The organism is Sphingomonas sp. AP28 (genome assembly GCF_056680455.1).
In genome coordinates this window covers 1,464,209-1,491,068 of record NZ_CM155283.1, presented here as the reverse complement: position 1 = coordinate 1,491,068, position 26,860 = coordinate 1,464,209, and the positions used below count along the sequence as shown (strand labels likewise).

General features: G+C 65.7%; 26 protein-coding genes and 1 riboswitch. Of the genes, 9 read left to right on the top strand and 17 right to left on the bottom strand.

Annotation, left to right across the window (positions count from 1 at the left end):
* Nucleotides 1-13: 13 nt before the first annotated feature.
* Both AC1MH0_RS06735 and AC1MH0_RS06730 read right to left on the bottom strand, forming a co-directional pair.
* On the bottom strand, nt 14-745 hold the full coding sequence (locus AC1MH0_RS06735) for a FadR/GntR family transcriptional regulator (protein ID WP_480965247.1): 732 nt from the start codon (nt 743-745) through the stop codon (nt 14-16).
* Complete coding sequence (locus tag AC1MH0_RS06730; protein WP_480965692.1) at nt 735-2,081, bottom strand: GntP family permease; 1,347 nt, start codon at nt 2,079-2,081, stop codon at nt 735-737. Before AC1MH0_RS06730 ends, AC1MH0_RS06735 begins: the two co-directional genes overlap by 11 nt.
* 285 nt (nt 2,082-2,366) lie before the next feature.
* Between AC1MH0_RS06730 and AC1MH0_RS06725 the strand changes: the two genes are divergently transcribed.
* Entirely contained in the window at nt 2,367-2,624 is a 258-nt protein-coding gene (locus AC1MH0_RS06725; protein WP_480965246.1) for a helix-turn-helix domain-containing protein, read from the top strand.
* Between the two features lie 121 nt (nt 2,625-2,745).
* Nucleotides 2,746-5,775, top strand: a complete 3,030-nt coding sequence (locus tag AC1MH0_RS06720; protein ID WP_480965245.1) for a glycosyl hydrolase family 28-related protein — start codon at nt 2,746-2,748, stop codon at nt 5,773-5,775.
* 17 nt (nt 5,776-5,792) lie between these two features.
* Here AC1MH0_RS06720 and AC1MH0_RS06715 read toward each other — a convergent pair whose 3' ends face one another.
* The 4 genes from AC1MH0_RS06715 to AC1MH0_RS06700 all read right to left on the bottom strand — a co-directional run bounded on the left by AC1MH0_RS06715 (nt 5,793) and on the right by AC1MH0_RS06700 (nt 9,309).
* On the bottom strand, nt 5,793-6,998 hold the full coding sequence (locus tag AC1MH0_RS06715; RefSeq protein ID WP_480965244.1) for an MFS transporter: 1,206 nt from the start codon (nt 6,996-6,998) through the stop codon (nt 5,793-5,795).
* Nucleotides 6,999-7,095: 97 nt separating this feature from the next.
* A complete protein-coding gene (locus tag AC1MH0_RS06710; RefSeq protein WP_480965243.1) occupies nt 7,096-8,523 on the bottom strand; it encodes a deoxyribodipyrimidine photo-lyase in 1,428 nt (475 codons plus the stop codon).
* 110 nt (nt 8,524-8,633) lie between these two features.
* The gene (locus AC1MH0_RS06705) at nt 8,634-8,765 is read right to left on the bottom strand and encodes a hypothetical protein (RefSeq protein ID WP_480965242.1); all 132 of its coding nucleotides are present in this window, start codon (nt 8,763-8,765) and stop codon (nt 8,634-8,636) included.
* Between the two features lie 142 nt (nt 8,766-8,907).
* Entirely contained in the window at nt 8,908-9,309 is a 402-nt protein-coding gene (locus tag AC1MH0_RS06700; RefSeq protein ID WP_480965241.1) for a GNAT family N-acetyltransferase, read from the bottom strand.
* A gap of 185 nt (nt 9,310-9,494) precedes the next feature.
* Here AC1MH0_RS06700 and AC1MH0_RS06695 point away from each other — a divergent pair, with 185 nt between their 5' ends.
* The 5 genes from AC1MH0_RS06695 to AC1MH0_RS06675 all read left to right on the top strand — a co-directional run bounded on the left by AC1MH0_RS06695 (nt 9,495) and on the right by AC1MH0_RS06675 (nt 14,663).
* Nucleotides 9,495-9,830, top strand: a complete 336-nt coding sequence (locus tag AC1MH0_RS06695) for a hypothetical protein (protein ID WP_480965240.1) — start codon at nt 9,495-9,497, stop codon at nt 9,828-9,830.
* 300 nt (nt 9,831-10,130) lie between these two features.
* Nucleotides 10,131-10,240: riboswitch (TPP riboswitch) on the top strand.
* Between the two features lie 123 nt (nt 10,241-10,363).
* Nucleotides 10,364-12,595 carry a TonB-dependent receptor gene (locus tag AC1MH0_RS06690; protein ID WP_480965691.1) on the top strand — a complete coding sequence of 744 codons (2,232 nt, stop codon included), beginning with the start codon at nt 10,364-10,366 and terminating at the stop codon, nt 12,593-12,595.
* 1 nt (nt 12,596) lies between these two features.
* A complete protein-coding gene (locus tag AC1MH0_RS06685) occupies nt 12,597-13,730 on the top strand; it encodes a phosphotransferase enzyme family protein (protein WP_480965239.1) in 1,134 nt (377 codons plus the stop codon).
* The gene (gene pnuC / locus AC1MH0_RS06680) at nt 13,727-14,284 is read left to right on the top strand and encodes a nicotinamide riboside transporter PnuC (RefSeq protein ID WP_480965238.1); all 558 of its coding nucleotides are present in this window, start codon (nt 13,727-13,729) and stop codon (nt 14,282-14,284) included. The genes AC1MH0_RS06685 and pnuC overlap by 4 nt, the downstream gene beginning before the upstream one ends.
* Nucleotides 14,285-14,306: 22 nt before the next feature.
* Nucleotides 14,307-14,663 (top strand): hypothetical protein, encoded by a 357-nt coding sequence (locus AC1MH0_RS06675; protein ID WP_480965237.1) that lies wholly within the window; start codon nt 14,307-14,309, stop codon nt 14,661-14,663.
* Nucleotides 14,664-14,712: 49 nt separating this feature from the next.
* Here the strand turns inward: AC1MH0_RS06675 and AC1MH0_RS06670 are convergent, their stop codons facing one another.
* The 8 genes from AC1MH0_RS06670 to AC1MH0_RS06635 form a co-directional block, all read right to left on the bottom strand.
* Complete coding sequence (locus AC1MH0_RS06670) at nt 14,713-15,105, bottom strand: hypothetical protein (protein ID WP_480965236.1); 393 nt, start codon at nt 15,103-15,105, stop codon at nt 14,713-14,715.
* Between the two features lie 54 nt (nt 15,106-15,159).
* Nucleotides 15,160-16,152: a type II secretion system F family protein gene (locus AC1MH0_RS06665; RefSeq protein WP_107954488.1), complete on the bottom strand. Its 993-nt coding sequence runs from the start codon at nt 16,150-16,152 to the stop codon at nt 15,160-15,162.
* Nucleotides 16,153-16,162: 10 nt separating this feature from the next.
* Nucleotides 16,163-17,128 (bottom strand): type II secretion system F family protein, encoded by a 966-nt coding sequence (locus AC1MH0_RS06660; RefSeq protein WP_480965690.1) that lies wholly within the window; start codon nt 17,126-17,128, stop codon nt 16,163-16,165.
* 46 nt (nt 17,129-17,174) lie between these two features.
* Nucleotides 17,175-18,464, bottom strand: a complete 1,290-nt coding sequence (locus tag AC1MH0_RS06655; RefSeq protein WP_480965235.1) for a CpaE/TadZ family protein — start codon at nt 18,462-18,464, stop codon at nt 17,175-17,177.
* The gene (locus AC1MH0_RS06650; protein ID WP_480965234.1) at nt 18,464-19,096 is read right to left on the bottom strand and encodes a CpaD family pilus assembly protein; all 633 of its coding nucleotides are present in this window, start codon (nt 19,094-19,096) and stop codon (nt 18,464-18,466) included. Before AC1MH0_RS06650 ends, AC1MH0_RS06655 begins: the two co-directional genes overlap by 1 nt.
* Nucleotides 19,097-19,167: 71 nt before the next feature.
* A complete protein-coding gene (locus AC1MH0_RS06645; protein ID WP_480965233.1) occupies nt 19,168-20,802 on the bottom strand; it encodes a type II and III secretion system protein family protein in 1,635 nt (544 codons plus the stop codon).
* A 1-nt stretch (nt 20,803) separates the two neighbouring features.
* On the bottom strand, nt 20,804-21,847 hold the full coding sequence (gene cpaB / locus AC1MH0_RS06640) for a Flp pilus assembly protein CpaB (protein WP_480965232.1): 1,044 nt from the start codon (nt 21,845-21,847) through the stop codon (nt 20,804-20,806).
* Nucleotides 21,848-21,896: 49 nt separating this feature from the next.
* A complete protein-coding gene (locus AC1MH0_RS06635; protein ID WP_480965231.1) occupies nt 21,897-22,370 on the bottom strand; it encodes an A24 family peptidase in 474 nt (157 codons plus the stop codon).
* 79 nt (nt 22,371-22,449) lie between these two features.
* On the opposite strand from AC1MH0_RS06635, the gene AC1MH0_RS06630 reads away from it, so the two are divergent.
* On the top strand, nt 22,450-23,403 hold the full coding sequence (locus tag AC1MH0_RS06630) for an alpha/beta fold hydrolase (RefSeq protein ID WP_480965230.1): 954 nt from the start codon (nt 22,450-22,452) through the stop codon (nt 23,401-23,403).
* A complete protein-coding gene (locus tag AC1MH0_RS06625) occupies nt 23,385-24,485 on the top strand; it encodes an NAD(P)/FAD-dependent oxidoreductase (RefSeq protein WP_480965229.1) in 1,101 nt (366 codons plus the stop codon). The genes AC1MH0_RS06630 and AC1MH0_RS06625 overlap by 19 nt, the downstream gene beginning before the upstream one ends.
* 2 nt (nt 24,486-24,487) lie before the next feature.
* Here the strand turns inward: AC1MH0_RS06625 and rnhA are convergent, their stop codons facing one another.
* From rnhA to ispH, 3 genes are read right to left on the bottom strand one after another with little or no spacing between them, the layout of a single operon-like run.
* Nucleotides 24,488-24,952 carry a ribonuclease HI gene (rnhA, locus tag AC1MH0_RS06620; RefSeq protein WP_480965228.1) on the bottom strand — a complete coding sequence of 155 codons (465 nt, stop codon included), beginning with the start codon at nt 24,950-24,952 and terminating at the stop codon, nt 24,488-24,490.
* The gene (gene thrB, locus AC1MH0_RS06615) at nt 24,949-25,899 is read right to left on the bottom strand and encodes a homoserine kinase (RefSeq protein WP_480965227.1); all 951 of its coding nucleotides are present in this window, start codon (nt 25,897-25,899) and stop codon (nt 24,949-24,951) included. Before thrB ends, rnhA begins: the two co-directional genes overlap by 4 nt.
* Before the next feature lies 1 nt (nt 25,900).
* On the bottom strand, nt 25,901-26,857 hold the full coding sequence (gene ispH, locus AC1MH0_RS06610; protein ID WP_480965226.1) for a 4-hydroxy-3-methylbut-2-enyl diphosphate reductase: 957 nt from the start codon (nt 26,855-26,857) through the stop codon (nt 25,901-25,903).
* Nucleotides 26,858-26,860: the final 3 nt, after the last annotated feature.

The window sequence follows — 26,860 nt, the reverse complement described above, 5'->3', positions numbered from 1 at the left end:
GAAGCCTGACGCGTCAGGGCATCAGGCGCTTGCGGCCTTGCGACAGGTGCCAGCGCATCGCCAGCGCGGCGCCGTCCGCATCCTGCGCACGGATGGCTTCGACGATCGCGTCGTGCTCGTCCATCATCGCCTTAATCACTTCCGGCGCGCGCGACCGCGAGATGTCGACACCGGCGCGCAGGATCCGCATCACCGCGTCCTGGAGGTGATCGAAGACCGGCAGGAACGCGGCGTTGGCGGTCGCCTCGGCGATCGCGCGGTGCAGCACCCAGTCCTCGTCATGCGCCGGCGCGTTCGACAGCAACGCGGTCCGCAACGCCTCCAATGCGTGCTCGATCGCGTCCAGCTGGTGGTGCGACCGGCGTTGTGCCGCGAGCCGCGCCGCCTCCGCCTCCAGTACGAAGCGGACTTCGTAGGTGCCGAGCGTCGCCGCAATGTCGGCCATCGGCATGTGCGACCCGAGCCGCTCCGACGGCCGTCGCTTGACGTAGGATCCCGCGCCGCGCCGGGCCTGCGTGATGCCGTCGGACGCGAGCCTCGCGAGCGCCTCGCGGACGATCGTGCGGGACATGCCGAACATTGTCGCCAGCTTGTCCTCGGCCGGAAGCCGGTCGCCGACCGCGAGCTGTTCGTCGAGGATGATTTGGACGATCGCGGTATAGGCGCGGTCCGCCAGCCTTGTGCCGTTCGCGGCGGGCTTGTCCGGAACGATCGGCGGCGGGGTGCCCGGGGTCTCAGACGACATGGCTGAGCGCCAGGACGAACGCGAGGCCGACGACCGAGATCGACGTCTCCAGCATCGACCAGGTGCGGAACGTGTCCGCGGTGCTGGTGCCGACATAGCTCTTGACCAGCCAAAACCCCGGATCGTTGACGTGGCTGAAGAATACGGAGCCCGCGCCGATCGCCAGCACGACCAGCTCCGGCGACACGCCCGAGCTGGCGACCACGCCCGGCATGATGCCGACCGCGGTAATCGTCGCGACCGTTGCGGACCCAGCCGCGAGGCGGATGCCGACGGCGACCAGCCAGCCGAGTAACAGCGGCGAGATCGAATACATCAGCACGGTGCGCGCGAGCAGGTCGGACAGGCCTGCGGTCACCAGCACCTGCTTCAACGCGCCGCCCGCGCCGATCGCGAGCAGGATCGCGCCCGCCGCGCCCATCGTCTCGTGCCACACCGCGTTCTGGATCGCAGCCTCACGAAGCCGCCGGCCGAACAGCAGCGGGAGTGCGATCAGGTTGGTCAGCAGCAGCGCGACGACAGGGTTGCTCGCGGCGACCAGCCATGCTGTTCCTTTCATACCCGGGATCATCTGGCCCAGCTCGCCGGTCGCGATCATCAGCACCGGCAGGAGCACGATCAGCAGCGACCACAGCCGCAGCGGCGGCGCGATGCCCAGCCCCGGATCGTGCAGCACCGGCGCTTCGAGTCGCACGCCGCGGGTCGTGAACTTCCCCAGCAGCGGACCGGAGATGATCGCCGTCGGGATGGCGATCGCGATGCCGTACAACATGGTCTTGCCGAGGTTGGCGCCCAATGCCTCGACCGCGAGCAGGGGGCCAGGATGCGGCGGGACCAGCGCATGGACGACACCGAGCCCCGCCAGCGCCGGCATGATCAGCCTCAGCTTGGCGGCATCGCGTTCTGCGCCGTCCTTGCCGGTCATTTCCTCGGCGGCCGCGACGACGATCGGCAGCAGCAGGACGAGGCCGGTCTCGAAGAACAGCGGCAGGCCGACGATAATCGCGATACCGAGCGTCGCCCAAGGTGCTGCCTGCTTGCCGGTCAACTGCAACGCGCCTTTGGCAAGCGACGCCGCGGCCCCCGACAGATGCAGCATCGCGCCGAGCGACAGGCCGAGTGCGACGACCAGCCCCGTGCCGCCGATGATGTCGCCGACCCCCTTCTGCACCGCCTTGGCGACATCGGGGAGGGGGAGTCCGGCGAGCAGGCCGACGGTGAACGCGCCGCACAACAGGCCGATAAAGGGGTGGAGTCGACCGCGAACGATCATCAGGACGGCAAGGAATATCCCCGCGAGTGCAGCGATCACGAGTCGCATGTCGGGGCTGATCATCGGCATGCGGGTCGCAGTTGCGCGCGCTCGTCCAGTGCTCGTGACATTACGCCCCTCCCGATAGTCGGCGGCGCGTTCGCCTGCCGAATTGATTGAATATCTGTACGACAGGTCTTTTCGATCTGACAACAAAAAAGGCTTGATTGCGTCCGATCGCACGGCCCATAGTCAAAACCTGTCCAACCGAATCCGCGTAACGGATCACTGGATCAACAGCGACAGCCACCGCGTCTCGGCCACCCATCGGCCGCTACGACTTCGGCCGGCGCACAGGGAGGGATGACCATGGAACGGCCTGGATACGATACGCATCAAGCTTCGGTCGCGACCACTGCCGCGACGTGCGCCGCGTCGCCGCGCCTGACGCCGACGCAGATCAGGGTCCTTCGCGGGGTCCATTCGGGTCTGCTCAACAAGCAGATCGCCTTCGATCTGGGCATCGCCGAGGCTACCGTGAAGGTCCACATGACCGCCCTGATGCGCAAGCTGAACGTCCGCAACCGGACGCAGGCCGCGATCGTCGCGCAGACGCTGGCGATCTGACACTTGCCTTCGATTTCCCTCTGGCGGGGAGGGGCGAAGGGCTACGAATACGACCTTCGTCGCAGATGAAGCGGGCGTCCACGAACGGTAGGACTGCTGTCCTGATAACGGGAGACGGACGATGGTTGCGAAATGGCTGCTCTGCGGAACGGCGCTTCTTGTCGCCAGCCCGGCCGTTGCAAAGACCGTGGCTGCAAAGACGGCGGCGCCAACCAAGTCGGTCTCGGTCTATCTCAGCCAGCCCAACGATCCGCAGGCGGTAACCGTCAAGGGCGTCGGCGATGGCCGCGCGGACGACAGCGCGGCGATCCAGCAGGCGATTGATGCGGCGGCGGCTCGTGGTCATGGCGGCGTCGTTTTCCTGCCGTCGGGACGCTACCGGATCACCCGCACGATCTTCATCCGGTCCGCCGTCCGTGTCTTCGGCGTCGGCGCGACTCGCCCCGAGATCGTACTCGCCGACAACAGTGCCGGCTTCGGATCCGGCGTGGCGGCGATGGTCAGCTTCACCGGCGAGGATCAGTACCGCGTCGGCAAGGCGCCCGTACCGCCGCGCACGAGCGTGCCGTTCGATCCGGCGATCTTCGACGCGACATCGAGCACCTTCTATTCCACGCTGTCCAACGTCGATTTCCGAATCGGCGACGGCAATGCCGGCGCGGTCGCGGTGCGCTTCCGCGTCGCACAGCACGGCTATCTGCGGCACATCGACTTCCACATCGGCTCGGGTCTTGCCGGCGTCTACCAGGCGGGCAACGAGTTCGAGAATCTGCGCTTCTTCGGCGGTCGCTACGGCATCATGTCGGAGAAGACCTCGCCCGCGTGGCAGTTCACGTTGCTCGATTCGGAGTTTCAGGGTCAGCGCGACGCTGCGATCCGCGAGCACGAGGTCGATCTGACGCTGGTCAACGTCGCGATCCGCGATACGCCGGTCGGGATCGAGATCGACCGCGGCTATTCGGACTCGTTCTGGGGCAAGGACGTCCGGTTCGAGAACGTATCGCAGGCGGGCATCGTCGTTTCCGCCGAGAACAGCGTCTTCACGCAGATCGGCTTCGACAATGCGGTCGCCAGCAATACGCCGACCTTCGCGCGCTTCCGCGACAGCGGCAAGACCGTCGCGGCGGCGGGGCCGACCTACCGGGTCGCCGACTTTTCCTACGGTCTGAAGCTGGCGGGCCTCGGTACGATCGGCGAATATGCGACTGACGTTTCGATCGCGCCGCTGTCTCGATTGCCCGCTCGACGCGCGCCTGCGATCCGGGCCATGCCAGCCGTGCGCGAATGGGCGAACGTGCATGATTTGGGCGTCAAAGGTGACGATACCACCGACGACACCGCAGCCTTGCAGCGGGCGATCGACACCCACCGGGTGCTGTATCTCCCGGTCGGTCGCTACCGCGTCACCGACACGCTGAAGCTGCGGCCCGACAGCGTGCTGATCTCGCTACACCCGAGCCTCACGCATCTCTATCTCCCCGACGAGACGCCCGCGTATATGGGTGTCGGCGGTCCGAAGGCGCTGCTGGAGAGCGCGAAGGGCGGCAACGCGATCGTCTCCGGCCTGGGCTTATGGACCGGCGGCGTGAACCCGCGTGCGACCGCGCTTCTCTGGAAGGCCGGCGAGGCGTCGATGATCAATGACGTCAAGATCCAGGGCGGCGGCGGCACCGTGCTGACCAAGGGCAGCCCGATCGGCTTCGGCGATCCGCGCGCGCGCTTCGACGGTCAGCACCCGAGTATCTGGGTGACCGACGGCGGCGGTGGCACGTTCGCGGCGATCTGGTCGCCGAACACGCTGGCCTCGGCCGGCTTCCACGTCTCGAACACCAAGACCCCCGGCCACGTCTACGAACTCTCGGCCGAGCACCATTATCGCGCCGAGATCGTCCTCGACAACGTTGAGAACTGGGAATTCCTCGCGCCGCAGACCGAGCAGGAGGTGCGCGACGGCGTCGACGCGATTTCCACCGAAATCCGCAATTCGCGCAACATCCTGTTCGCCAATTATCACAGCTACCGCGTCACGCGGTCGATCAAGCCGATGGACGCGGCGGTAAAGCTCTACAACTCGGGCGAGATCCGTTTCCGCAACGTCCATGTGAACGCCGAAAGCGGGTTCGCGAGCTGCGACACGAAGGGCTGCGGCACGTATCTGCGCGCGAGCAAGTTCCCGTTCGAGAACACGATCAAGGACATGACGCGCGGGCAGGAAGTGCGCGAACTCGAATTCGCCAAGCTCGACGTGCCGGCCGCATCGGCGACGGGAGTGCGAACTCCGATACCGGCAACGCCTGGCGTGGAGAAACTGGCCGATGGCTTCCATTCGATCGCCGGCGGTGCGGTCGATGCGCAGGGCAAGTTGTACTTCATCGATCGCCGCTTCCAGCGGATCCATGGCTGGTCGAAGACCGAAGGCCTGTCGATCGTGGCGGAAGCGCCGCTCGACGCGGTGAACCTCGCCGTCGACAAGTCCGGCAATCTGCTGGTGCTGTCGTCGGCCGGGCGAGACGGGACCGTCTACAGCATCGATCCGACCAAGCCGGCTGACGTTCGAGTCATCGCACCGACCCCAGCCAAGGCGAGACGCGGTGCGGCGACGGTGCTGCCCGTCAACGTCTGGGCGAACGGCGAGTTCGCCGACCGGATCGATCCGACGACGTACCAATATCCACCGCTCGCCGATTTCTTCACCGGCAAGATGGGCGAGGCGAAGGCGCAGGAATATGTCTCGCCCGACGGTTCGCTGGTGCTGCCGGCGTTCCGCGTGTGGAACCAGGGGCCGGACGATCATCAGGGTTGGCGCTGGTCCGATACGCTCGACTCTTACGGGTTCGTCACGGCGCCCCCCGGCGAGCGGGTGGTGCTGACCAACGGGTCGGAGAACCGCACGTATAGCGGTCTCGTAGGCGACAATGGCCGGGTGACGGACCTCAAGGTCGTCGCACCGCGCGGCGGCGAGAGCGCGACGCGCGATGCGGCTGGCAACCTGTACGTCGCCAATGGACAGGTGTTCGTCTATCGGCCGGACGGCTCGCTGTTACGCCGTATCGACGTCCCGGAACGTCCGCTGCAACTCGTCATCGGTGGCGCGGATCGTCGCACCTTGTTCATCCTGGCGCACCACGCACTTTACTCTATCGGACTGTAAGCGCGTCGGGCGATCGGTCAGATCGCCCGCTTGCGCCGAACCAGGCTGGCCGTCTGGATCAGCGTCGCCAGCGCGGTCAGCACGATGCCGAGCATGACTACGCCGGACCACCCGGCCGCGGCCCAGGCTTGCGTTGCGGCGGCGGACCCGACCGCGCCGCCCAGGAACATCCCGCCCATGAAGATCGTGTTGAGCCGCGCCCGCGCTTCGGGGCGCAGCGCGTAGACGATGTGCTGGTTGGAGACGAGCGCGCTCTGGACGGCGAAATCGAGCACGATGACGCCCACGACCATGCCCGCGATCGACGTCCACACGCCGAACAGGATCCACGACACCAGCGTCAGCGCTGCGCCGAGCGCGATCACCATGTGCGGGCCCTTTCGATCTGCGTACCGTCCGGCGATCGGTGCGGCGAAGATGCCGACTGCGCCGACGATGCCGAACAGCCCCGCCACGTCGGCGCCCATCGCATAGCGCGGCTCCTGAAGTCTGAGCGCGAGGATGGTCCAGAACGCGGTGAACGCGGCGAAGATCAGCGATTGGGTGACGGTCGCCAGCCGCAATGCGCCGAACTCGCGCCACAGCCCGACTAGCGAGCGGAGGAGACCGCCATAGGACAGCGTAGCGGCGGGCTGGCTGCGGGGCAGCTTGATCGCCATCCAGAGGCCGACGGTGAGCGCCATCGGCACGCCGAGCCAGAACATCTCGCGCCAGCCGGCATGCGTGGCGACGAAGCCGGCGAGTGTTCGGCTCAACAATATGCCGCACAAAAGGCCCGACATGACCGTGCCGACGGTTGCCCCGCGTCGGTCCGGCGCGGCGAGGTTGGCGGCTAGCGGAACGATCTGCTGCGCGACCGTGGAGGCGATACCGACCAGAAGCGATGCGGCCACGACGAGCCCCGCGGTGGGCGCGATCGCGGCGGCGACCAGCGCGGCGGCGAGAACCGCGAACTGGATCACGATTAGGCGCTTGCGCTCGATCAGGTCGCCGAGCGGTACGAGGAAGAAAAGGCCCGCGGCATAGCCGAGCTGCGTCGCGGTGGGGATCAGCGTGGACAGCTTGCCCGGCAGATCCTTCTCGATCACGCCGAGCATCGGTTGATTATAATAGATGTTGGCGACCGCGACGCCGGCAGCGGCGGCCATCGCGAACGTCACGCTGCTGGTCAGGACATAGCCCGTCGTACGAGGTTCCGGGCGGTCTTGCGCAGTCGATGTCATGGTCAATTCCGGTGTACGGCGCTGCACCTGACGGGCGCGCCATACTTGCAGGTGAATGGGTCGGGCTGTCGATAGCGCGCGGCGACGCGCATTCGGGTTAGATGGGCAGTTCGCCCGTAAGGTAAAGTGCGGACGGTAGGCTCGACGGCAGCGTAGGTTCAGGCGCGGCACGCGTTGCGGCGGCGTGAAGCCACTCCGGGCCACCGTCGCGGTGTCGGGTCGAGCCGTCCGACCGCGTCGGCACCTTGCCGTAGATCGGCGGCCCGTCGCGGCCGGGCGATCCTGCACCGAACGACGCCGCGATGTTGCCGTAGGTCGACGGATCGCGCCCGTCGAGACTGAGCCGGTCGTTCAGGTAACAGGCAGTCGCCCATGCGGTCTCGGGATCGGGCGTCAGGGCGATGATCCGCTTGGCCCAGTACATCCGCAGATTATTGTGCATCCAGCCATCGACCAGGAACTGGCGCTGGCAGGCGTTCCAGGTCTCGTCTCGCGTGGTCCCGGCGAGCAAGTCGGCTAGCGTTTCCACTTCGGGACGCGGGTCCGAAGCGTGCGCCCCGAGCGTTTCGCGGGCCCAGTCGGATACGCGGTCGTAGCGCTCGGGCGAAGGGAGCGCGTGGGCTTGGTAGTGAAACCACTCGCGCCATGTCAGCAGTTCGTCGGCGAACTTGGTTTTCGCGGCGGCAGGCGCATCGGCGGCGTCGACGGTAGCCATGACTTCGCGCGGGCCGATCACGCCGAAGTGCAGATAGGGCGAGAGCATGCTTGCGCCGACAGGTTTGGTGGCGTCGTTGCGGGTCGTCGCATAGGTCGGCAGCACCGTGTCCATCAGCCGTTCGAGCTTCTTCAGCGCACCGTCGCGACCGGCGGGGAAGTCGGGACTGAGCGCAAGCGAATGGTCGATCGCGGCGTGCTCGACCAGACGGTCCAGATCGGCATCGCTACAGGATTCGAGACGATCGGAGGTGAAGGGCAAGGGGCCGTCATACGCGGCGACCCCCGGCTGAAGATCGGCGATCGCCAGCCAGTCGCCCCGCACCGGCTCATGCTTTCGCCGGAACGCTGTCGTCGAGCCGATGCCGTCGCCGAGCACCGCGGGTGGCACCACGCAGGCGGCGTTGACCGCGAACATCGCGACGTCGGTGCGGGCGGCGACGCGGTCCGACTGCCAGCGCGCGACGAAGGTCGGCTGGTCCTCGACGAATACCGCGGCGCTGTCGGCGGCCAGACGGTAGACAAGGCCCTTCTCGCGCGCGTCGTCGCGGTCGACATGCTGGACGCAGGCAAGACCGCGCTGGCGACAGTCTCGCGCCAGATCGCGGCTCGCACCCAGAATGAAGCGGTGAAGGCGATCGGACGCGTAGGGGTAATCCTCGCGCAGTCCGTGGTAGACGAGGACGGGCAGGCCAAGCTCGTTGCCGAGGTGAATCGCCGCGTCGATCACCGGATTGTCGCGGGCACGCAACGCCTGTTGCAGCCAGCAGAGGACGTAACGCCCGCTTGGTCGGATGTCGGCTGCGTTCATCCGACGAACGCGAGGCGCCTCCGACCAGGATTGTAGTGACGGGACGTTCGAAGCTTGCGGGAATTGCGGTACCATTGTCGCCCAACACGCAGGCTTCGCTCTACGATCCCTTAAGGTCGTGAGTATGTCATTGCATCGAGCGCTTCGGAGATCAGCGCGGCGACGACAGTCTGGCCAAGCGCATCCGCCTCCACCAGGGCATCCTCAAGATGCTCGCGAAGCCGTTGATCGGGATTTAGCATCCGTTGTGGCATATCCGAATATACCGACCGCAACGTCTGACTACAGAAGTTGTCTCTTCGGCTAGTCCCGCAAAAATAACGTTTCGGCCCGCTAATTCTAGAATACGGTATCTCTACCTTACACGTCTGCCCGTCTCTCGACTCATAAATCGCGGTAGTAAAATATCTCTGGTTCGTTTGCCGGACGTAAACCGACGATCTGCCCCGCCGGTTGCCAGTTGGTAAGCCTCAAAAGTCCGACCGCTGCGCTGTTGTCGGCACCCGCTGAAATGAAAACCCGGCCGTTCAAGATCGATTTCAGTTCGGCTATCAACGATTGGGCGATCCCGTGGCGACGATAGTCGGGGTCGACGACCAGTTTGTTCACATAGTCCATGCCGATGCATCCGCCGGTCTGCCACGCGATATAGCCTGCGATGACGCCATCCACTTCGGCGACCAGCATACGGCGCTCGACGATCTCCGCGATCCGGTCTCCGGGAAAGGAATCGAACGCCATCAACCGGGACAGGTCATACGGTTCGGCGGCTCGGATCGCGGTCATGGTCTCTCCCTGCTGCACCCGATCGCTGGTTCCAGGTCGGCGGCTTGAAGGGCAGAACGGACGTTCCGGCTGGAAGTCTCACGAGTTGCTTTAGATCATAGAGATTCCTGGTACGTTCTCGCTTCGAGCAGCGGCCGTGCGCGAACGAGTTGCCTGGACCGTGTTCGCGCGGATAAGCTGGCGCCATGGAAAACACCGCACCGCAGCTCGACCTGTTCACCCGCCTCGAAATCGCGATCGAGGAACGCAACGAAGCCGCCGAAGCCTTCGACGTCTTCAAGCAGGATGCCGTGATGGCACACGCTCCAGCCGCTGGTGCGGAGCCGACCGTGACGAGCGAGGATGCTGCCGATGCTGCAGCGGGTGAGGTCGACGACTTCAACGCCGAAGTGAACGCGCTGCTGCAAGGCGCGACGGACGCCGAGCTTGCGGGCGCGTACGAACAGTCGGGCGGCGAGGTCGGCAACCCGGTGGCCGAGGCGCTGCTGGGCGAGATCAAGCGCCGCGAGGGTCGCGCCTAACCTCGCCAACTGTCGCTGCCGGCGAGACAATTTAAGGCGCGATGAGTCTAAATGCCGCGCTGCAACGTATTTGTAATATCGCTGCGGCGTTGGCACTCCCTTGCCGACCCGGGCGCTGCTCGTTCGTCGAGCTGCCGAGGCGGTCGGCCTACCTTGTTTTCACAGCATGTTTTCTGGGTAGGCCGGCCGCTGCGCGCCGTTCTTGGGGAGGGTCTCGAGGTTCGCCAGCGCACGGCGTGCGACACTCCAGCCAGATCAACGCGATAGCGCTTTCCACCGCCCGCCCAACCGCCTAAGCGAAACGCATCCCCGGGGGGCCGCTCATGCGCGGCTGAGAGGTGGGCAGCAGCCCATGACCCGCTGAACCTGATCCGGCTTATACCGGCGTAGGGAGGGTCTGCGGCTGGCCCGTCGTCCCTCCGATTGGAGTGGACGTGACGTTTTTAACTGCTGGTTGTGTTGTGACTTCCGTTGGGCGCGAGCGTAGGCTTTTAGGCTGTGTCGTGCTGTCCCTGGCGACGAGCCTCGCCGCATTGTCGGCAAATGCGCAGGTGGCTGATCCCGGCGAACCCGCTGAAATACGGGTTGTCGGCAAGCAGGATCCGGCCGGCCTGCTCCCCGACCAGAAGGTGCCGCGCGCGCAAAGTGCGATTTCGGCCGACTTCATCGTCAAGCAGGCGCCGACGCTCAACGCGTTCCAGCTGGTGACGCTGTTGCCCGGCGCGAACGTCGCGTCGAGCGACCCGTACGGCCTGTCGACGAGTTCCAGCCTCACGTTGCGGGGGCTCGGCCAGGACGAGATCGGCGTGCTGATGGAGGGCGCGCCGCAAAACGACATCGGCTATTATTACGCCTATCCGTCGCAGTTCGCGGACCCCGAGAACCTCAAGCGCATCTCGTTGGCGCAAGGATCTGTCGATATCGATTCACCGACATTGGGCGGCGCGGGCGGGCTGTTGTCGCTGTCGCTGGACGATCCGAAGGCGCGTCCCGGCGCACTCGTCGACCTGTCGCTCGGCAGCTATTCGGCGCGACGCGGCTTTTTCCGCATCGATAGCGGGACGATCGGCAACACCGGGCTGAAGGCGTTCCTGTCCTATTCGAACACCCGCGCCGACAATTGGCGGGGTGCCGGTTTCGACACGCGCCAGCATATCGACGCCAAGCTGCTCAACGAATGGGGCGCCGGCAACCGCGCCAGCCTTGCGCTGTCCTACAACGATGCGAACTCGTCGAGCTACCCGAGCCCGACGCTGGCCGAGTGGAACGCGCAGGGTCGCGGCTTCAATTACGACAAACGCTACACGGAGGGGAACACCAACTATTGGCGGCTGTACCGCGCGCCGTTCCGCAACCTCTACGCCTCCGCGCCGGTGCATCTGGTGCTGACCGATCGCCTCGCGCTCGACACCACCACCTACCTCCAGTTCGGCTACGGCAACTCGCCCTACGGCACGCAGCTGACCACCGAAGGCAATTTCCTCGGCACCGAGGAACTGGCGCAGCCGATCGCGCTGCCGGGGGCAGTCGACGGCGTTGCGACCGTGCTAGGCAACTATACCGGTGACCAGATGCGCACCGGCAACGTCAGCAAGCTGACCTTCAAGACCGGCACACACACGGTCACCGCCGGGCTCTGGTTCGACTACGGCACCGACCGCGTCACGCAGTCCTACACCTCGGTCGACGCCGATGGGCAGCCGACCGACCGCTGGGGCTACCGCGCAAAGGCGATCCGTACCGTCGACGGCCGCCTGCTCGCCTACGAGAACCAGCGCACCGTCACCGTCACGAAAGGCTTCTTCCTCGCCGACAGCATCGCACTGACGCCGCGGCTGACGATCGACGCGGGATTCAAGGGTGTCAACGTCCTGCGCAACGGCCGCAACTACCTGCCCGGGCCGCAGGACAAGGTGCGCAACGACAGTTTCGCCGCGTTGCCCCGCGCCGCGATCCACTACCGGATCGACGATCGCCAGCAGCTGTTCGCCAACATCACCACCAACTTCCGCACGCCCAACGAGTTCACGCTCTACAACAGTTATTACGGTGGCGAAGTCGTCGTGCAGGGGACGAACGCGCTCAAGAACGAATATTCGGTGTCGCAGGAGATCGGCTATCGCTTCATCGGCGAGCAGCTCTCCGCCTCGGTGACCGGCTTCCACTACAAGTTCCGCAACCGCCAGCTCGCGACCGTGCTCGACCAGGGCGGCGCGCAGGTCAACGCGACACTCAACGCCGGCGGCCAGACCTCGTACGGCGTCGATGCGGAGATCGACTACCGCCCGGTCGCAGGCGTCAGCCTGTACCTCTCGGGCGAATATCTGCGCGCGCGGATCGACGACGACTTGCCCGTCGGCGCGGACTTCCTGCCGACCAGGGGCAAGCACGCGGTGTCCAGCCCGACCGTCCAGTTCGGCGCGGGTGGGATCTACGACGACGGGCGTTTCTTCGGGAGCGTCGCGTCGAAATATATCGGGCGGCAATATGCGAGCTTCATGAACGATGAGCGCATCAAGGGCTATGCGACGCTCGACCTGTCGGTCGGCATGCACCTCGCCGACTGGCTCGACGGCAAGCGCACCGACCTGCGCGTCAACGCGATCAACGTCACCGATCCGCATGTCCTCGCCGGCGTGCAGTCGGTCAGTACCAATGCGCAGGACACGATCGGCCGCAACGGCACCGTGATCGCCGGTTCGCCGCCTGCCTATTACATTGGCAGCGGCGCTGCGGTCATGGCGACGATCTCGCGGGCGTTCTGAAGTGGCGTCGCAGCTGAAGCATCTGGTCCACGGCATGGGTACGACGCTGGAGGCGCCGACTTGGCCCGCCATCGCTGCAGACGAGGCCGAGGCGGTGCTGGCGCATTTTCCGGCGGCGGGGCGGATGACCGGGCTGCACTGGCATTCCCCGCGACCGTTTTCCGCCGCGACGCTGGTGTACACAACGAACGGTGCGTTCCTGTTGAAGCGCCACCATCACCTGGTCCGCACGGTCGAAGGGCTGGCCGAGGAACACGCGTTTATCGCGCATCTCGCCGGTGCGAGCGTATCGGTGCCCGAATTGATGGCGACTGCACAAGGGGCGAGCGCCGTCGCGATCGGTCCGTGGTCGTACGAACTGCACCGCCAGGCGCCGGGGGAGGATTTGTATCGCGACCGGCTGTCGTGGACGCCGTTCCTGTCGCTCGACCATGCCCATGCCGCCGGCGTGGCGCTGGCGGAACTGCACGTCGCGGCGCGCGGGTTCGATGCGCCAGCGCGACGCCGACACCCCCTGGTCGCGAGTTTCACGATACTCCCTGCCGCCGATCCCGTGGCCGCAGCGTGCGCCTATGTTTCCGCCCGCCCGGCGCTGGCTGCGTTCCTTGCGGACCGGCCATGGCAGGCGCAACTCGCGCGATTGTTCGCGCAGGCCGATAGCGACCTGTCGTCGCTTCTCGCGAAACAGGTGCCGTTATGGACGCACAATGATTGGCACCCCTCCAATCTTCTCTGGACTCGAGAGGGCGCGGTGCGGACCGTGTTCGACTTCGGGTTGGCGGATCGTACGAACGCCGTTCACGACATCGCGACGGCGATCGAGCGGACGGCGGTGCGGTGGCTGGACCTGGGGCAGGGGGCGGACGATGCGATCGCCGATCCCGAGACGGCGCTGGCGCTGATGGCGGGCTATGCCACTGTCCTGCCGCTGCGCGATGAGGAGATCGCCGCGATCGTGTCCTTGTTGCCTTTGGTCCATGTCGAATTCGCGCTGTCGGAGGCCGATTACTTCACCGCCGTCGTGGCGGACACCGCGTCCGCCGCCATGGCTTGGGATGATTACCTGATCGACCATGCGGCGTGGTTCTTCTCGCCTCCAGGCCAGGACTTCCTGCGGCGGATCGCGCCGTCATGACGCCGCTCGAGATCGTTGCGGTCGCCGTCAGTTTCGCCGGGATATGGCTGACCGCCAAGCGCAACATGCTGTGCTGGCCGGTCAATTTCGTCGCTTGTGCGCTTTACTTCAAGCTGTTCCTCGACGTACGGCTCTATGCGGACATGGTGCTTCAGGCGCTGTTTGCGATCGCGATCGTCTATGGCTGGCTGGCATGGGCGCGCGGCAAGGACGATAAAGGCGATGTCGTCGTCGAGCCGTTGCGGCCATCGCGCGCGCTCGCCGGTCTCGGCGCGGGCGCGGTCGGGGCGTTCGTGATCGGCTGGTTCATGAGCCGTTACACCGACGCGGCATTGCCCTGGGCCGACGCGACGCTCAGCAGCTTCAGTCTGGTCGCGCAATATTGGGTCGCGCGGCGTCATGCGGCGAACTGGCTGCTGTGGATCGCGGTCGACGTCCTGTATGTCGGGATGTTCGCCTACAAGGGGCTCATGCTCACGGCCGGCCTGTACGCGGCGATGGTCGTGCTGGCCGTGATCGGATATCGGCGCTGGCAGGCGCGCTCCATCGGCTAGCGCGCGAAACGGAGATTGGGCGTTGGCGGACAAAAAGGACTGGGACGGCGACGCGGTCCGCAAATGGCTGGACGCACGGGGGATTGCCGCACGCTCCGAGCAGGTTGTAGCCGAGCGTGGCGGCCGTGAATTGCAGGATGACTGCGACAAGGCATCAGCCGAGGAAATGGTCTGTGCGCTGATGAGCCGGAGGGGCGTAGCGGACAGCCAAGCCGCGTTTGCTACCGCGCTTGCTGCGCTGTTGGAGCGAGACGAGTATATCTGGCGCGGCGTCTACAACGATACCCGCTTCGACCGGCACGTGCGATCCTACGCTAGAAAGCTCGTTAAAATGGCGAAGACGAACACCGGGTTCGAGAACGTCGCACATTACCAATAGGCTTCGATAGGCCGGCCCGCTCGATGAAGAGCGGGCCGCATTTTAGCGATTAGCGACGGTCGAAGTCGAACCAACCGCGCTTCGTGCCGTCAGTGTTGTACGCCGGGCGCGCCGACGACGCGGCTACGGGACGCGTGTCGGGCGACACGAAGATCGAGCGATCCTCGACCGGCGCACGGGTCGTCGTCACGGGGGCGACCGGCGCTACCGGCGTAGCCTTTACCAGCCGCGCATTCTCATGCTCGGCCTCGACCGCGCGCTTTTCAGCGGCGGCGGCGCGGATGTCCGCATCCTTCTTGGCGGCCGCGTGCGCGTCACGTTCGGCATGATAGCGCGCCTTCCACTTCTTGCCACCGGGATGGCTCGCCAATCCGAACAGCCAGCCGGCGACGAAGATCAGTGCGAGCGCGGCGAATTGCGTGGGCGTGGAAAACAACGGCATCTGGAAAACCCTCCTGTTACGGGGGCTCAACGATCCGCCCGCGTTGCGGTTGCCTTAGCCCTTGAGCAGCGCGTCGGAGATCGAACAGGCGGCTGGCCCGAGGATGACCACGAACAGCACCGGGAGGATGAACAGGATCAGCGGCACGGTCATGATCGCGGGCAGACGTGCCGCTTTCTCCTCGGCACGCATCATGCGTTCGTTGCGGAATTCGCCCGACAATACGCGAAGTGCGGAGGCAAGCGGCGTGCCGTATTTCTCGGTCTGGATCATCGTCGTGACGACGCCCTTCACCGCGTCCAGCTTCACGCGCAACGCGAAGTTCTCGAACGCGCTGCGGCGGTCGGTCAGGAAGCCCAACTCGATCGCGGTAAGGGTAAATTCCTCGCCCAGTTCGGGATAAGCACGGCCGAGTTCGCGCGCGACGCGGTGAAAGGCGGCATCGACGGTCAGGCCGGCCTCGGCGCAGATCACGAGCAGGTCGAGCGCGTCGGGAAGCCCCTTGCGGATCGCGTCCGAGCGCTTCTTGATCTTGTTGTCGAGATACAGGTCGGGTGCCTTGTAGCTCAGGATGAAGCTCATCGCGACGAGTCCGTATTTCTTCAGCGGGCCCCAGGTCGCGAAACCGTCGGTGCCATAGACCCAATAGAGCATCGCCCCGCCGATCACGATCGGCAGCACCAGCCGTCCGAAGATCACCGCCGGCGCCCATTCCTTCGAACGGATGCCGGCCTGCATCAGCTTGACCTGGACCGCCTTGACCTGGCTGTCCTGCAGCACTTTCATCGACGACAGGATGCCGCGCATCCGGTCCGCAGTGTCGTTGCGCGTGACCAGTTTGGCGCGGCGCTTGGTCGAGGCGGTGATGCCGGCCTTTAACTGTTCACGTCGGTCGTTCAGCGCCTTCACGCGCTTCGCCATCGGATCGTGGACCGTCGTCACCGCATAGATCGCGATCATCACGGCGAACGCGGCGACGCCCGACAGGATCGTCGCGACCCAGAGTACGTCGATCCCGAGCAGGGTAGGTCCGGCGGTCTCGCCCATCGTCAGTCCCTCAGATCTCGAAGTTGATCATCTTGGCCATGATGAAGGCGCCGATCGCCATCCATGTCATGCCCCCCATGCCGATCATTATCAGCCGCTCGTCGACGAAGAACCGCTGCATATAGGTGCCGTTGATGAACCAGATCAGCCCGAACACGATGAACGGCAACGCGCCGATGATGTAGGCCGACGCCTTCGATTCTGACGACATCGCTTTGATCTTGAGCTTCATTTGGCCACGCATGCGTAGCACGTTGGCAAGGTTCGCGAGCGTCTCCGCGAGATTGCCGCCGGTCTCGCGCTGGATCGCGATGGTGATAACGAAGAACTGGAATTCGGGCGTGCCGAGCCGGTCCGCGGTCTCCTGCAGCGCGGCGTCCATGGTCCGGCCGATCTTCATCTTGTCGCTGACCGAGCGGAATTCCTCGCCGACCGGGCCGTCGAGTTCCTGGCCGACGACGCCGATCGTCTCGCTGATCGGCAGGCCGGAGCGCAGGCCGCGGACGAGCAGTTCGATCGCGTCGGGAAATTTCGTGGTGAACTTGGTGACGCGCCGCTTGATCGTCTTACCGACGACGAGATGCGGCAATCCGACTCCCACGAACAGGCCGAACAGCAACGCGAGCAGGATAGGCATGCCCTTGAACAGCATGAGCATCGCGACGACCAATGCGATCCCCGCGGTCGCCATGCCGTATTGGCCGACGGTCCAGTCCTTGCCGGTCATCGCGAGCCGCTTGGCCAGCAATACCGGGTTGGGCAGGATGCGACCGAAGGCCACGTCCATCTTGGTGTCGCGCGCGTTCGAGATGCGGCGCATGTGCGCATCCGCGACCGATACCGTGTCGTTGTGCCGATCGCGCAACGATACGAGGCGACGGGATTTCGCACGGCCCGCGGATGGCCCGGCGAACGCGAACACGATCATCCCCAGCACGATACTCGCGCCGATCATCACGAGCAGAAGCGGCGCCATGCCGGTCATCGCGCCATGTCCATCAAACAAGCGTCCACCCGCACGGTCATTTCGCTTTTGCCGGCTTCAGGGTGCGCTTCGTCATCAGGCCCCGCAGTTCGCCGAACTTGCCCATCAGCGACCGGCCCCGTTGGGTCTTGGCGCCGTCGATGCCGCAGTCCGCAACCGCGGCGGCCAGCGCGCTGGCGAGCGCAACGATCGGGGCGACCGTCTTGCTGGTCTTGCCGACCTCGACCATCGGCTTGCCCAGCTTGGCCGCTTGCGCCGCGAGCTTCTGGTCGAACGACACGAGATAATCGATCTTGCGCTCGATCGAACCCTCGAAGTCCTTGCGGCTGATCTCGAGCAGTCCGCCGGTGTGGACCCGGTTGGCGACCACGAACAGATCGATCTGCGATGCGTTCGTCTTGAGCCACGACAGGATGCGGATCGTATCGCGCGCCGCGGCGAGCGTCAGGTCGGTGACGATCACCGCGAGCTTCACGTCATTGATCAAATGCGGGTGCTGGATCATCATCGCCCGCGGCAAATCGACCACGGTGCATTCGAACGCGGCGCGCATTTCCTCCTGCAACTGTTGGAAGGCGGAGCCGTCGGTGACCAACGGCGTGCTGATCGGCGCTTCGGCACTGAGCACCGATAGGTTTTCGGTGGCCTTGACCATCGCCCGTTCGATGAACAGCCCGTCGATGCGGCTCGGGTTCTCGATCGCGTCGGTCAACCCGCGACCGGGCTCGAGGTCGAGGCTGAGCGCACCCGTGCCGAAATGCACGTCGAGGTCGAGCAACGCGGTCGAGCGCTTTTCCTTGTCCGCGAGCAGCCACGCGATCGAGGTCGCGATCGTCGATGCGCCGACGCCGCCGCGCGTGCCGATCACGCCGACCGAACAATGCGGACGCTCCGGCGACAGGTCGACGGGCTTCGGCGCATTGAGCATGATCTGCGCATGGACGAACGCCTCGCGCAGCATGTCGGGATGGAGCGGCTTCAGGAGGTAATCCTGGATCCCGCTGGCAACCAGATCGCGGTACAGGCGGACGTCGTTGACCTGACCAGCGGCGATCACGACCGTGCCGGGCTCGCAGACTTCGGCTAGCGCGTGGATGTCGTTCAGCGGATCGCCCGACTCGGCGAGATCGACGAACAGGATCTGCGGCGATGCGGCAACCGACAGCGACTGGATCGCATTGCGCAACCCACCCTTGTGGATTTTCTCCACCGCCCAGCCCAATTCGGTCGCGATCGGGCGCAGTGCCGCGGCGGTCGTCTCGTCACAGACATAGGCGGTGAAGGGATCACGACTGGCGACGCCTGCAGGCTTCCACGGAGCGTTCATCACTTGCCTCCCGGCGTGGTGGCGGCCAGCGAACCGGCGCCGGTCGGTGCCTTCTTGCGATACGTGTCGATCGCCTTGTACGAGGCAGCGGCATCGGTGGTTTCCGCCCCTTCCTTGCCCCGGACGAGGTCGGCCGGATTGGCGATCATCGCCGCCAAGTTGCTGTTGATCGCGCAGCCGAAGTTGGACGATGTGTTGGCTTCGAACTCGTTCGTCGCGTCACGCGACCAATCCGGGCAGTGCGGCACTTTCGCGCGCATCCGGCTGACGACCACACGGATCGTTCCCGGCGTGACTGCCGCGGGCGTGATCGGTGCATCCTCGCTCAGCAACAAACCATACGTCGCAACCACCGCGGCAACGTCACCACGCGAGGCCGGCGCTTCATCGGCAGGATCGTCGATCGCCACGAGGTCGCCATAGCCGAGTCGCATCGCGCTCATCCAGCCGGCAAGCCGTCTCTGCTCGCCCGCAGCCAGTGCGCCGCCCGACACGCCCAGATCGAGCGCGTAGTCGGACCGACTGACGACCGGCTGGTGGACCGATTCCAGGCCGCGATTTTCCGTGCCCATGCAGCCACCGAGCAACAGCGCGGGGACGAGGGACGCTAACAGGATCGACTTGGTGATCATCGGAAATCCTCGATGCGGTGGTCGCGTGCGGCTGAACCGCGGTGTTCGCGAGCGACGGAGCAGGCGCCGGCTCAATTCGAAAAGCCCGGCATGGGTGCGGCGCCGTTCCTGGTCTTGGCGTTTTTCCCGGTCTTGGCCGTTGCGGTCATGTCGGCCTCGCTGCGACGCACATCGCTACCCGGCATCGGCATGACGGGCGCCGCGACGCCGATCGCCGGCGGGACATAGGATGGTCGGGCGATCGTCGGCACCGGTCGCTTGCCGCCGCCGCTGGCGCTCAACGTTCCCAACAGCACGCGGTCGATATCGGCAGGTGCCCGCGCGCCATCGGTCGGCAACGCGATGTCGCTGGCGTTGTTGACCGGCTTCACCAGGTACGGCGTGATGACGATCACGAGTTCGGTCTCGTTGCGCTGGAACGCGTTGGAGCGGAACAGCGCGCCGATGATCGGCAGGTTGGAAAGACCCGGCGTCTTGTCGTAGCTATTGTTGTTGTTGTTCGAGAGCAGGCCGCTGATCATCATGCTCTGGCCCGAGCCGAGTTCGACCGTCGTCTCGGTACGGCGGGTGGTGAGACCCGGCACGCGCGTCCCACTGAGCGTGATCGCGTTCGCATAGTCGAGCTGCGAGACCTCAGGGCGTACCCGCAGCGAGATTCTACCGTCAGACAGGACCGTCGGCGTATAGGCGAGGCTGATGCCGTATTGCTTGTACTCGACCGAGATCGTGCCGAGCGCCTGTGCCAGCGGGATCGGGATCTCGCCGCCGGCCAGGAACGTCCCCGTCTCGCCCGACAGCGCGGTCAGGTTCGGATTGGCGAGCGTCGTCACCTGACCGAGCGTTTCACCGAGATCGATCGCGCCGAGCAGATCCATCCCGAGCAGGCGCCCTGCCAGACCGACGGTCGACCCGATCGCTGCCTTGGCGGGAAAGCCGAACAGCGTGCTGCCGGGATATGCGCCATTGGCATCGATCGGCGTGTTCGGTGCACCAATGACACCCGGCACGGTCGTGATGCTGCCCTGCCGACCCTGCGCGATGTTGAAGAGGAAGTTGCCCGAACTCCGGCTCGTCAGGTTCACCCCGATGTTCTTCACGAAGTTGCGCGTCACTTCGGCGACACGTACCTGGAGGTTCACCTGCAGAGGCGTGGCGGTCTTCAGGCGCGACAGGACCTTGGTGGAATCGCCGACGAACGCCTGCACCAGCCGCTCGGCTTCGGCCGCATCCTCGGGGGCGGCGACCGTGCCGGTGAGCAGGATCAACCCGTTCATCGGCGTCGCGACGACCTGCGCTTCCGGCATCGCCAGGCCGAGCATCTGCTGGACCGAGTCGAGATTGTTGCCGACACGAACCGTCGATGCATAGACGACCGCGCCACCCTTCGCCGTCGCCGAGATCGTCGTCTCGCCGGTCTTCTTCCCGAAGATGTACAGCTGAGTGGGCGAGCGGACCTGTACGTCGGCAATGGTATCGTCGGCCACGAACAGGTCGCTCATCGGCCGCGTCAGCGTCACGAGGCGCCCGCGACCAGTGTTGACCTGCACGACGGGCAGCCCCGACGATGCCGTCTGCACGCGACCCTGCGCGCGTTGGGCCATGGCAGGAACGGAGGGCGCGGCGGTCGTTGCGGCCAGGGCGACTGCGAGTGGCCACAAGATCTGCCGCCCAGCCGGCGAAGCGGCGCGCGTCATGGAGATACGCATCTTAATTCTTCCCCCCGACCGGAACGACGGTCACTGCGTTGCCGCGGGCGACCCGTACTGCCGGGCCTTGCATCACGACGGTCGCGCCGCCGCTCGGCTGTGGACTGTTCATGACCTGCATCCCGCCACCATTGGGTCCGCCGCCTTCCGGTGGTCGGCCGGGAACCGTGCTGCGCCGATAGCGCGAGACGTCGGCGCCGGTCTGATAGCTGGACGCGCCAGAGATGGGCTGGCTGGCGACCCGCACCAACATCGCCTTCTCGGCCTTCGGATCGGTGCCGTTGGGCACGCTCACGGCGCCCGACGCAATCGCCTCCTCCAGCTCGGCGGAATTGTCGGCGATCGACCGCAGCGACAACGACAGCGAGCCGAGCGTCTGCGCGAGCGCGACCTGCTCCGCGATTTTCGGCGTCGCCTCGATCGTCACGTTGGAGAAGGTCTTGACCTCGGTCTTGCCGTCGGATCCCACCAGATTGTCGGTACGCTGATCGGTCGCGAGCACGCGGATGTTGCGCAGGATCGTCTCCGACACCTTGAGCGGCTCTCCGTCGCCACCGCCCTTCACCTCCTGGGTGAGGACGAGATCGATCCGGTCGCCCGGGAACACGAAACCGGCGACTGCGGCCTGTGCCGACACTGGAACGGTGACCGCGCGCATGCCGGGCCCAAGCGCGGCGGCGAGGAACCCGCGATCGCCGGGCTTGACCAGCGCACCCTGCGTCACCGGCTGCCCGGCGGTGATGATGCTGCGTACCACCGTGCCCTGAAGCGATTTCAGGTCGGTCTTGTCGCGAAGGTAATAGGCGTTGTCGACCAGCTCCTTTGGCCAGGGCTGGAACTTCAGCGCGGTCGCGTCAAGGATGGTGCCGACCGGAAGCGAGCGCGTTGCCACCAGCACTTCGGGACCGTCGATGACCGGCGCGGCGATCGCCACGGCGCCGGCTTGCGGCGTCGAACTGCCGGCGATAAGCGTGCGAGCAAAGAAAGCTGTGATCGCAGCGACTATAAGCGCGCCAACCAGCAAAATGATCTTGCGTGTATCCATGACTAGATCGTGCCTTTCAGGCGCCGCGAATGTACTTCGCTGTTAATCATCACTGAAACTGGTTAAGGAGTGGTTCGCGGAATGCGAGAAGGCCGGCGATTGCTATTGCGACGCCGTAGGGAACCTCGACTTGCCCGATGTTTTTCTTTGCACGATGTTCGATCATCATGACCACCGTGACGAGGCCGCCGCAGATCGACATGACCATCAGCATCGACAGGAATGCAGGAAACGGCAGCCATAAGGCGAGCGCGACGATCAGCTTCACGTCGCCGCCGCCCATCATTCCGAAGTGGAACGCGAGTAGGAAGAGCGCGAACACACCGAGCGCCACGCCGATCTGCAGCGCCATGTCGGGCCACGGATCGAGGCCGTTGGCATACCACCAGACCGGCGCCAACAGTGCGACGGCGGCGGTTTTCCAATTGGCGATCTCGCGGGAGCGCGCATCCTGGATGCCTGCCGAAACCAGCAGGCCGCCGACCACCAGAATCAAAATTGAAAGAGCAATGTTCCATCCCATCGGCTAGTCCCTAACGGACATGGCTTTCGAAAAAGTAACCGTGCTTGGAGGAATTTCGAATGATGCCACGGGCTTGCGCATGACGAGCGACTTGGCAGCAGTGCGCCGGGCGATTCCGGACGACGCGCGCATCGGCTATTGGACCACGCCCGACGGCTGGAAGCTGCGGAGATTCGACTGGCCGGCACGGGCGCCGCGCGGCCGGATGCTGTTCCAGACGGGGCGGGGCGATGTCTTCGAGAAGTATCTCGAGACGTTCGCGCATCTGCATGCGCAAGGATGGTCAGTGACCGCGTTCGACTGGCGCGGACAGGGCGGGTCGGGGCGTTTGTCGGGCGATCCGCATGTCGGGCATGCGAGCGACTACCGCGTGTTCGACGCCGATCTCGCCGCATTCTGGGCCGACTGGAGCGCGAAGGCGGCGGGCGGCAACGTGCCACGCGTGGTGCTCGGCCATTCGATGGGCGGGATGATGGTGATGCGTGCGCTTGCCAATCGCACGATCGATGCCGATGCGGCGATCCTGGTGGCGCCGATGATCGGTTTGAAAGCACCGTTCGGGGCCACGGTCAGCGCGCGGATCGCGCGGTGGATCGCCGGTCGCGGCGATCCCGCGCGGGCGGCGTGGCGCAGCAACGAGCGGCCGGGATCGGTCGCCTCGCGCCAGTCGCTGCTGACGCATGACGCCGATCGCTACAGCGACGAGGGATGGTGGCAGGCGGCGCATCCCGAACTCGTCCTGGGGCCGCCGAGTTGGGCCTGGCTTGCGGAAGGGTTCGCCGGCGCTGCGGCGCTCGCGACCGATCCGCGAGTCGAGTCGATCGAGACGCCGGTGCTGGTGCTGGTCGCGGAGGCCGACAAGCTCGTCGATCCGCGTGCCGCGCTCCGGCTCGCGGCGAGGCTGCCCGATGCGCAGGTGGTCCGCTTCGGTGGCGAGTCCGCGCATGAGATCCTGCGTGAGGCGGACGAGGTCCGAAACCGCGCGCTGTCGGCGATCGATTCGTTTCTGGCCGCGTGCGCGGTCCGACGGTGACGAACGTGTACGACATCGCCATCGTCGGCGCGGGGATGGCGGGGGCGAGCCTAGCTGCGGCGATCGGGTCGCGGGCCCGCGTCCTTGTTCTCGAAGCGGAGGATGCGCCGGGCTATCACGCGACGGGGCGCTCGGCCGCCTTTTGGTCGGAGACCTATGGCGGGCCGGCTATCCAGCCGCTTACCACGGCGTCGGGCCCGTTGCTGCGTGCCGGCGGGCATCTCGCGGCGCTTGGTTCGCTGCACATCGGTCGCGCCGGGGACGAAGCGGCGATGAACGCGTTCCTTGCCGAGTTCGCGGATAGCGAGGTGCGTCTGGACCAAGTCGATCCTGCCACCTTCGTGCCCGGACTGCGCCCCGAATGGACGCTCGGCGTACAGGAAGCGAGCTGCGCGTATATCGACGTCGCCGCACTCCACGCCCAAAGCATCGCCACCGCGCGCCGTGCCGGTGCTGTCTTCGTCACCGATGCCGCGTTTACGGGGGCGGCGCGTGCCGACGGTACATGGACGATCGAGACGAAGGCGGGCGTGTTCCAGGCGCAGACGATCGTCAACGCGGCCGGGGCATGGGCGGATACGGTCGCCGTGCAGGCCGGCGTGCGCCCGCTCGGCTTGCAGGCCTATCGCCGGACTATGGCGCAACTGCGTACCGAGCCGGGTACCCCGGCCGGCATGCCGCATGTCGCCGATCTCGGCGGGCGCTTCTATTTCAAGCCCGAACCCGGCGGGCGGCTATGGCTCAGTCCGCATGACGAGACGCCGACGGACCCATGCGACGCAGCCCCCGAAGAGATCGATGTCGCGATCGCGATCGATCGGTTCGAGCAGGTTGTCGACTGGCGAGTCGCCGCCGTCGAGCGACGCTGGGCAGGGCTGCGGACATTCGCGCCCGATCGCCTGCCGATCTATGGGTTCGACCACGACGTGCCCGGCTTCTTCTGGTGTGCGGGGCAGGGGGGCTTCGGCATCCAGACCGCACCTGCCGCCGCGTTGCTTGCCGCTAGCCTGGTGCTGGGGACCGACCCGGACCCCGCTGTCGCTGCAATCGATGCGGCGCGCTATTCGCCCGCGCGGTTCTAGGTCTACTTGCGTCCGGCAGCGACCGCCGCGTCGCTCGCCAGCTTGTCTGCCCGCTCGTTCTCCGGGTGGCCGGCATGACCCTTGACCCACTGCCACTCGATCTTGTGCCGCGCCACCGCCGCCAACAGCGCGTGCCATAGTTCGGCGTTTTTGACCGGTTTCTTGTCGGCGGTCTTCCAGCCGTTGCGCTGCCAGCCCTTCACCCACTTGGTGAGGCCGTCCATCACGTATTTGCTGTCGGTGTACAGCGTCACCGCGCATGGCCGGGTCAGCGCGTTCAGCGCCTCGATCGCCGCAGTCATCTCCATCCGGTTGTTGGTCGTCGGATTTTCGCCGCCCGCCAATTCCTTCTCGTGCGCGCCCATGCGGATCACCGCGCCCCAGCCGCCGGGGCCCGGATTACCCTTGCACGCGCCGTCGGTGAAGATCTCGACCTTGGTGATGGAAACGGGAGCTTCGTCAGTCATGCGAATAGATCGTCCTTGCGATACGCCTCGAACCGCCGCCAGTACGCCAACGGATCCTTGCGCGTCACCAGCGCATCCGCCGGCGTGTTGAGCCAGTCCCACGCCCGCGTCGCCAGGAAGCGGAGGCACGCCCCCTGCGCCAGTACCGGCAGTGCGGCGCGCTCGGCGGGGGACAGCGAATGCCGATCGACATAGCCCGCGACCAGCGCCTTGCCGACCTCTGCGTCGTAATTTTCGCCGTGCGCATCGAACGCCCAGGCACTGTGCATGATCGCCAGATCGTACGCGCGGACGTCGGTGCACGCGAAATAGAAGTCTATCAGCCCCGTTACCCGGTCGCCAAGCATCAGCACGTTGTCGGGAAACAGATCGGCATGAATCACGTTGCGAGGTAGGTCGGCGGGCCACGCGGCGACTACGTCATCCGCCGCCGCACTCACCATGTCGAACAACCCGGGCTCGATCGCATCCAGATCCCGGCCGCACTTCGCCAGCAACGCGCGCCACCCATCCGGCCCTAGCGTATTTGGGCGCACACCATCGAAGCCGGCAAGGCTCACATGCATCGACCCCATGGCGGCACCGGCCGCGCGTGCCTGCGCTTCGGTCGGATGCGACACCGACACCCCGGTCAGGAACTCGATCAGGCACGCCGGCCGCCCGCACAACTCGTGGATCAGCGCACCGCTGCGATCGGGCAGCGCACGCGGCACTGGATTCCCGTCGACCGCAAGATGATCGAGCATCGCCATGAAGAACGGCAGATCGTCCGCCGACACGCGCTTTTCGTACAGCGTCAGGATGAACCGCCCGGTCGTTGTATCGACCAGATAGTTGCTGTTCTCGACTCCCTCGGCGATGCCCTTGGCCGAGACGAGGTCGCCGTGATCGAACTTGGCGAGGAACGCGCCCAAAGCCTCAGCCGAAACCTGCGTATAGACCGCCATACTAGGCGGCCGCCTCCAGTCCGCGCGGCAGCTTGAACGCGATCGTCTCGCGGTTTGTCTCGACCTCGCGCTCCGTTACTGTGAAGCGCTCTGACAGCCGGTCGACCAGTTCGCGGACCAGCAATTCGGGCGCCGAAGCGCCAGCCGTGATTCCCAGCGTGCCGACGCCTGCGAGGAAGTCCCAGTCCAGTTCGCTCGCGCGCTGGATCAGCATCGCGGGCGTTCCCTCGCGCTCGGCGACCTCGACGAGTCGTACCGAGTTGGACGAATTCGGCGCGCCGATCACGAGCACCGCGTCAACGCTATGCGCGATCGCCTTGACCGCAGTCTGGCGGTTCGACGTCGCGTAGCAGATGTCCTCGCCGCGCGGCGGCAGCATCTGCGGGAAGCGGCGCTGCAACGTCGCCACCACCGCGGCCGTGTCGTCCACCGACAGCGTCGTCTGCGTGAGGAAGGCAAGGTTGGTATGATCGATCGGCATGAACACCTCGGCGTCCTCGACCGTCTCGATCAACGACATCGCGCCTGCCGGAACCTGTCCGAACGTGCCGATCACCTCGGGATGCCCGGCATGGCCGATGAACACGATATGGCGCCCCTGCGCGACCAGTCGCTCGGCCTGGCGGTGCACCTTCGACACCAGCGGGCACGTCGCGTCGAGATATTCGAGACCGCGATTCTGCGCGTCGAGCGGCACCGACTTGGGCACGCCGTGCGCCGAGAACACGACCGGGGCACCATCGGGTACCTCGTCCAGTTCCTCGACGAAGATCGCGCCCTGCACCTTCAGCGTGTCGACGACGAACTTGTTGTGGACGATCTCGTGGCGGACATAGACCGGCGCCCCGTGTTTCTCGATCGCCAGTTCGACGATCCGGATCGCGCGGTCGACGCCTGCGCAAAAGCCTCGGGGTGCTGCGATCAACAGTTCGAGCGGCGGCTTGTCGATTGGGCTCATGAT

What these genes read in the sequence shown, in the direction of transcription:
- AC1MH0_RS06630 (WP_480965230.1), top strand. Translation starts at nt 22,450, where the DNA reads ATGACGAGCGACTTGGCAGCAGTGCGCCGGGCGATTCCGGACGACGCG.
- AC1MH0_RS06650 (WP_480965234.1), bottom strand. Translation starts at nt 19,096, where the DNA reads ATGATCACCAAGTCGATCCTGTTAGCGTCCCTCGTCCCCGCGCTGTTG.
- AC1MH0_RS06635 (WP_480965231.1), bottom strand. Translation starts at nt 22,370, where the DNA reads ATGGGATGGAACATTGCTCTTTCAATTTTGATTCTGGTGGTCGGCGGC.
- cpaB (WP_480965232.1), bottom strand. Translation starts at nt 21,847, where the DNA reads ATGGATACACGCAAGATCATTTTGCTGGTTGGCGCGCTTATAGTCGCT.
- AC1MH0_RS06735 (WP_480965247.1), bottom strand. Translation starts at nt 745, where the DNA reads ATGTCGTCTGAGACCCCGGGCACCCCGCCGCCGATCGTTCCGGACAAG.
- AC1MH0_RS06710 (WP_480965243.1), bottom strand. Translation starts at nt 8,523, where the DNA reads ATGAACGCAGCCGACATCCGACCAAGCGGGCGTTACGTCCTCTGCTGG.
- AC1MH0_RS06695 (WP_480965240.1), top strand. Translation starts at nt 9,495, where the DNA reads ATGGAAAACACCGCACCGCAGCTCGACCTGTTCACCCGCCTCGAAATC.
- ispH (WP_480965226.1), bottom strand. Translation starts at nt 26,857, where the DNA reads ATGAGCCCAATCGACAAGCCGCCGCTCGAACTGTTGATCGCAGCACCC.
- AC1MH0_RS06660 (WP_480965690.1), bottom strand. Translation starts at nt 17,128, where the DNA reads ATGGCGCCGCTTCTGCTCGTGATGATCGGCGCGAGTATCGTGCTGGGG.
- AC1MH0_RS06670 (WP_480965236.1), bottom strand. Translation starts at nt 15,105, where the DNA reads ATGCCGTTGTTTTCCACGCCCACGCAATTCGCCGCGCTCGCACTGATC.
- AC1MH0_RS06645 (WP_480965233.1), bottom strand. Translation starts at nt 20,802, where the DNA reads ATGCGTATCTCCATGACGCGCGCCGCTTCGCCGGCTGGGCGGCAGATC.
- thrB (WP_480965227.1), bottom strand. Translation starts at nt 25,899, where the DNA reads ATGGCGGTCTATACGCAGGTTTCGGCTGAGGCTTTGGGCGCGTTCCTC.
- AC1MH0_RS06730 (WP_480965692.1), bottom strand. Translation starts at nt 2,081, where the DNA reads ATGATCAGCCCCGACATGCGACTCGTGATCGCTGCACTCGCGGGGATA.
- AC1MH0_RS06725 (WP_480965246.1), top strand. Translation starts at nt 2,367, where the DNA reads ATGGAACGGCCTGGATACGATACGCATCAAGCTTCGGTCGCGACCACT.
- AC1MH0_RS06715 (WP_480965244.1), bottom strand. Translation starts at nt 6,998, where the DNA reads ATGACATCGACTGCGCAAGACCGCCCGGAACCTCGTACGACGGGCTAT.
- rnhA (WP_480965228.1), bottom strand. Translation starts at nt 24,952, where the DNA reads ATGACTGACGAAGCTCCCGTTTCCATCACCAAGGTCGAGATCTTCACC.
- pnuC (WP_480965238.1), top strand. Translation starts at nt 13,727, where the DNA reads ATGACGCCGCTCGAGATCGTTGCGGTCGCCGTCAGTTTCGCCGGGATA.
- AC1MH0_RS06665 (WP_107954488.1), bottom strand. Translation starts at nt 16,152, where the DNA reads ATGGGCGAGACCGCCGGACCTACCCTGCTCGGGATCGACGTACTCTGG.
- AC1MH0_RS06700 (WP_480965241.1), bottom strand. Translation starts at nt 9,309, where the DNA reads ATGACCGCGATCCGAGCCGCCGAACCGTATGACCTGTCCCGGTTGATG.
- AC1MH0_RS06655 (WP_480965235.1), bottom strand. Translation starts at nt 18,464, where the DNA reads ATGAACGCTCCGTGGAAGCCTGCAGGCGTCGCCAGTCGTGATCCCTTC.
- AC1MH0_RS06705 (WP_480965242.1), bottom strand. Translation starts at nt 8,765, where the DNA reads ATGCTAAATCCCGATCAACGGCTTCGCGAGCATCTTGAGGATGCCCTG.
- AC1MH0_RS06720 (WP_480965245.1), top strand. Translation starts at nt 2,746, where the DNA reads ATGGTTGCGAAATGGCTGCTCTGCGGAACGGCGCTTCTTGTCGCCAGC.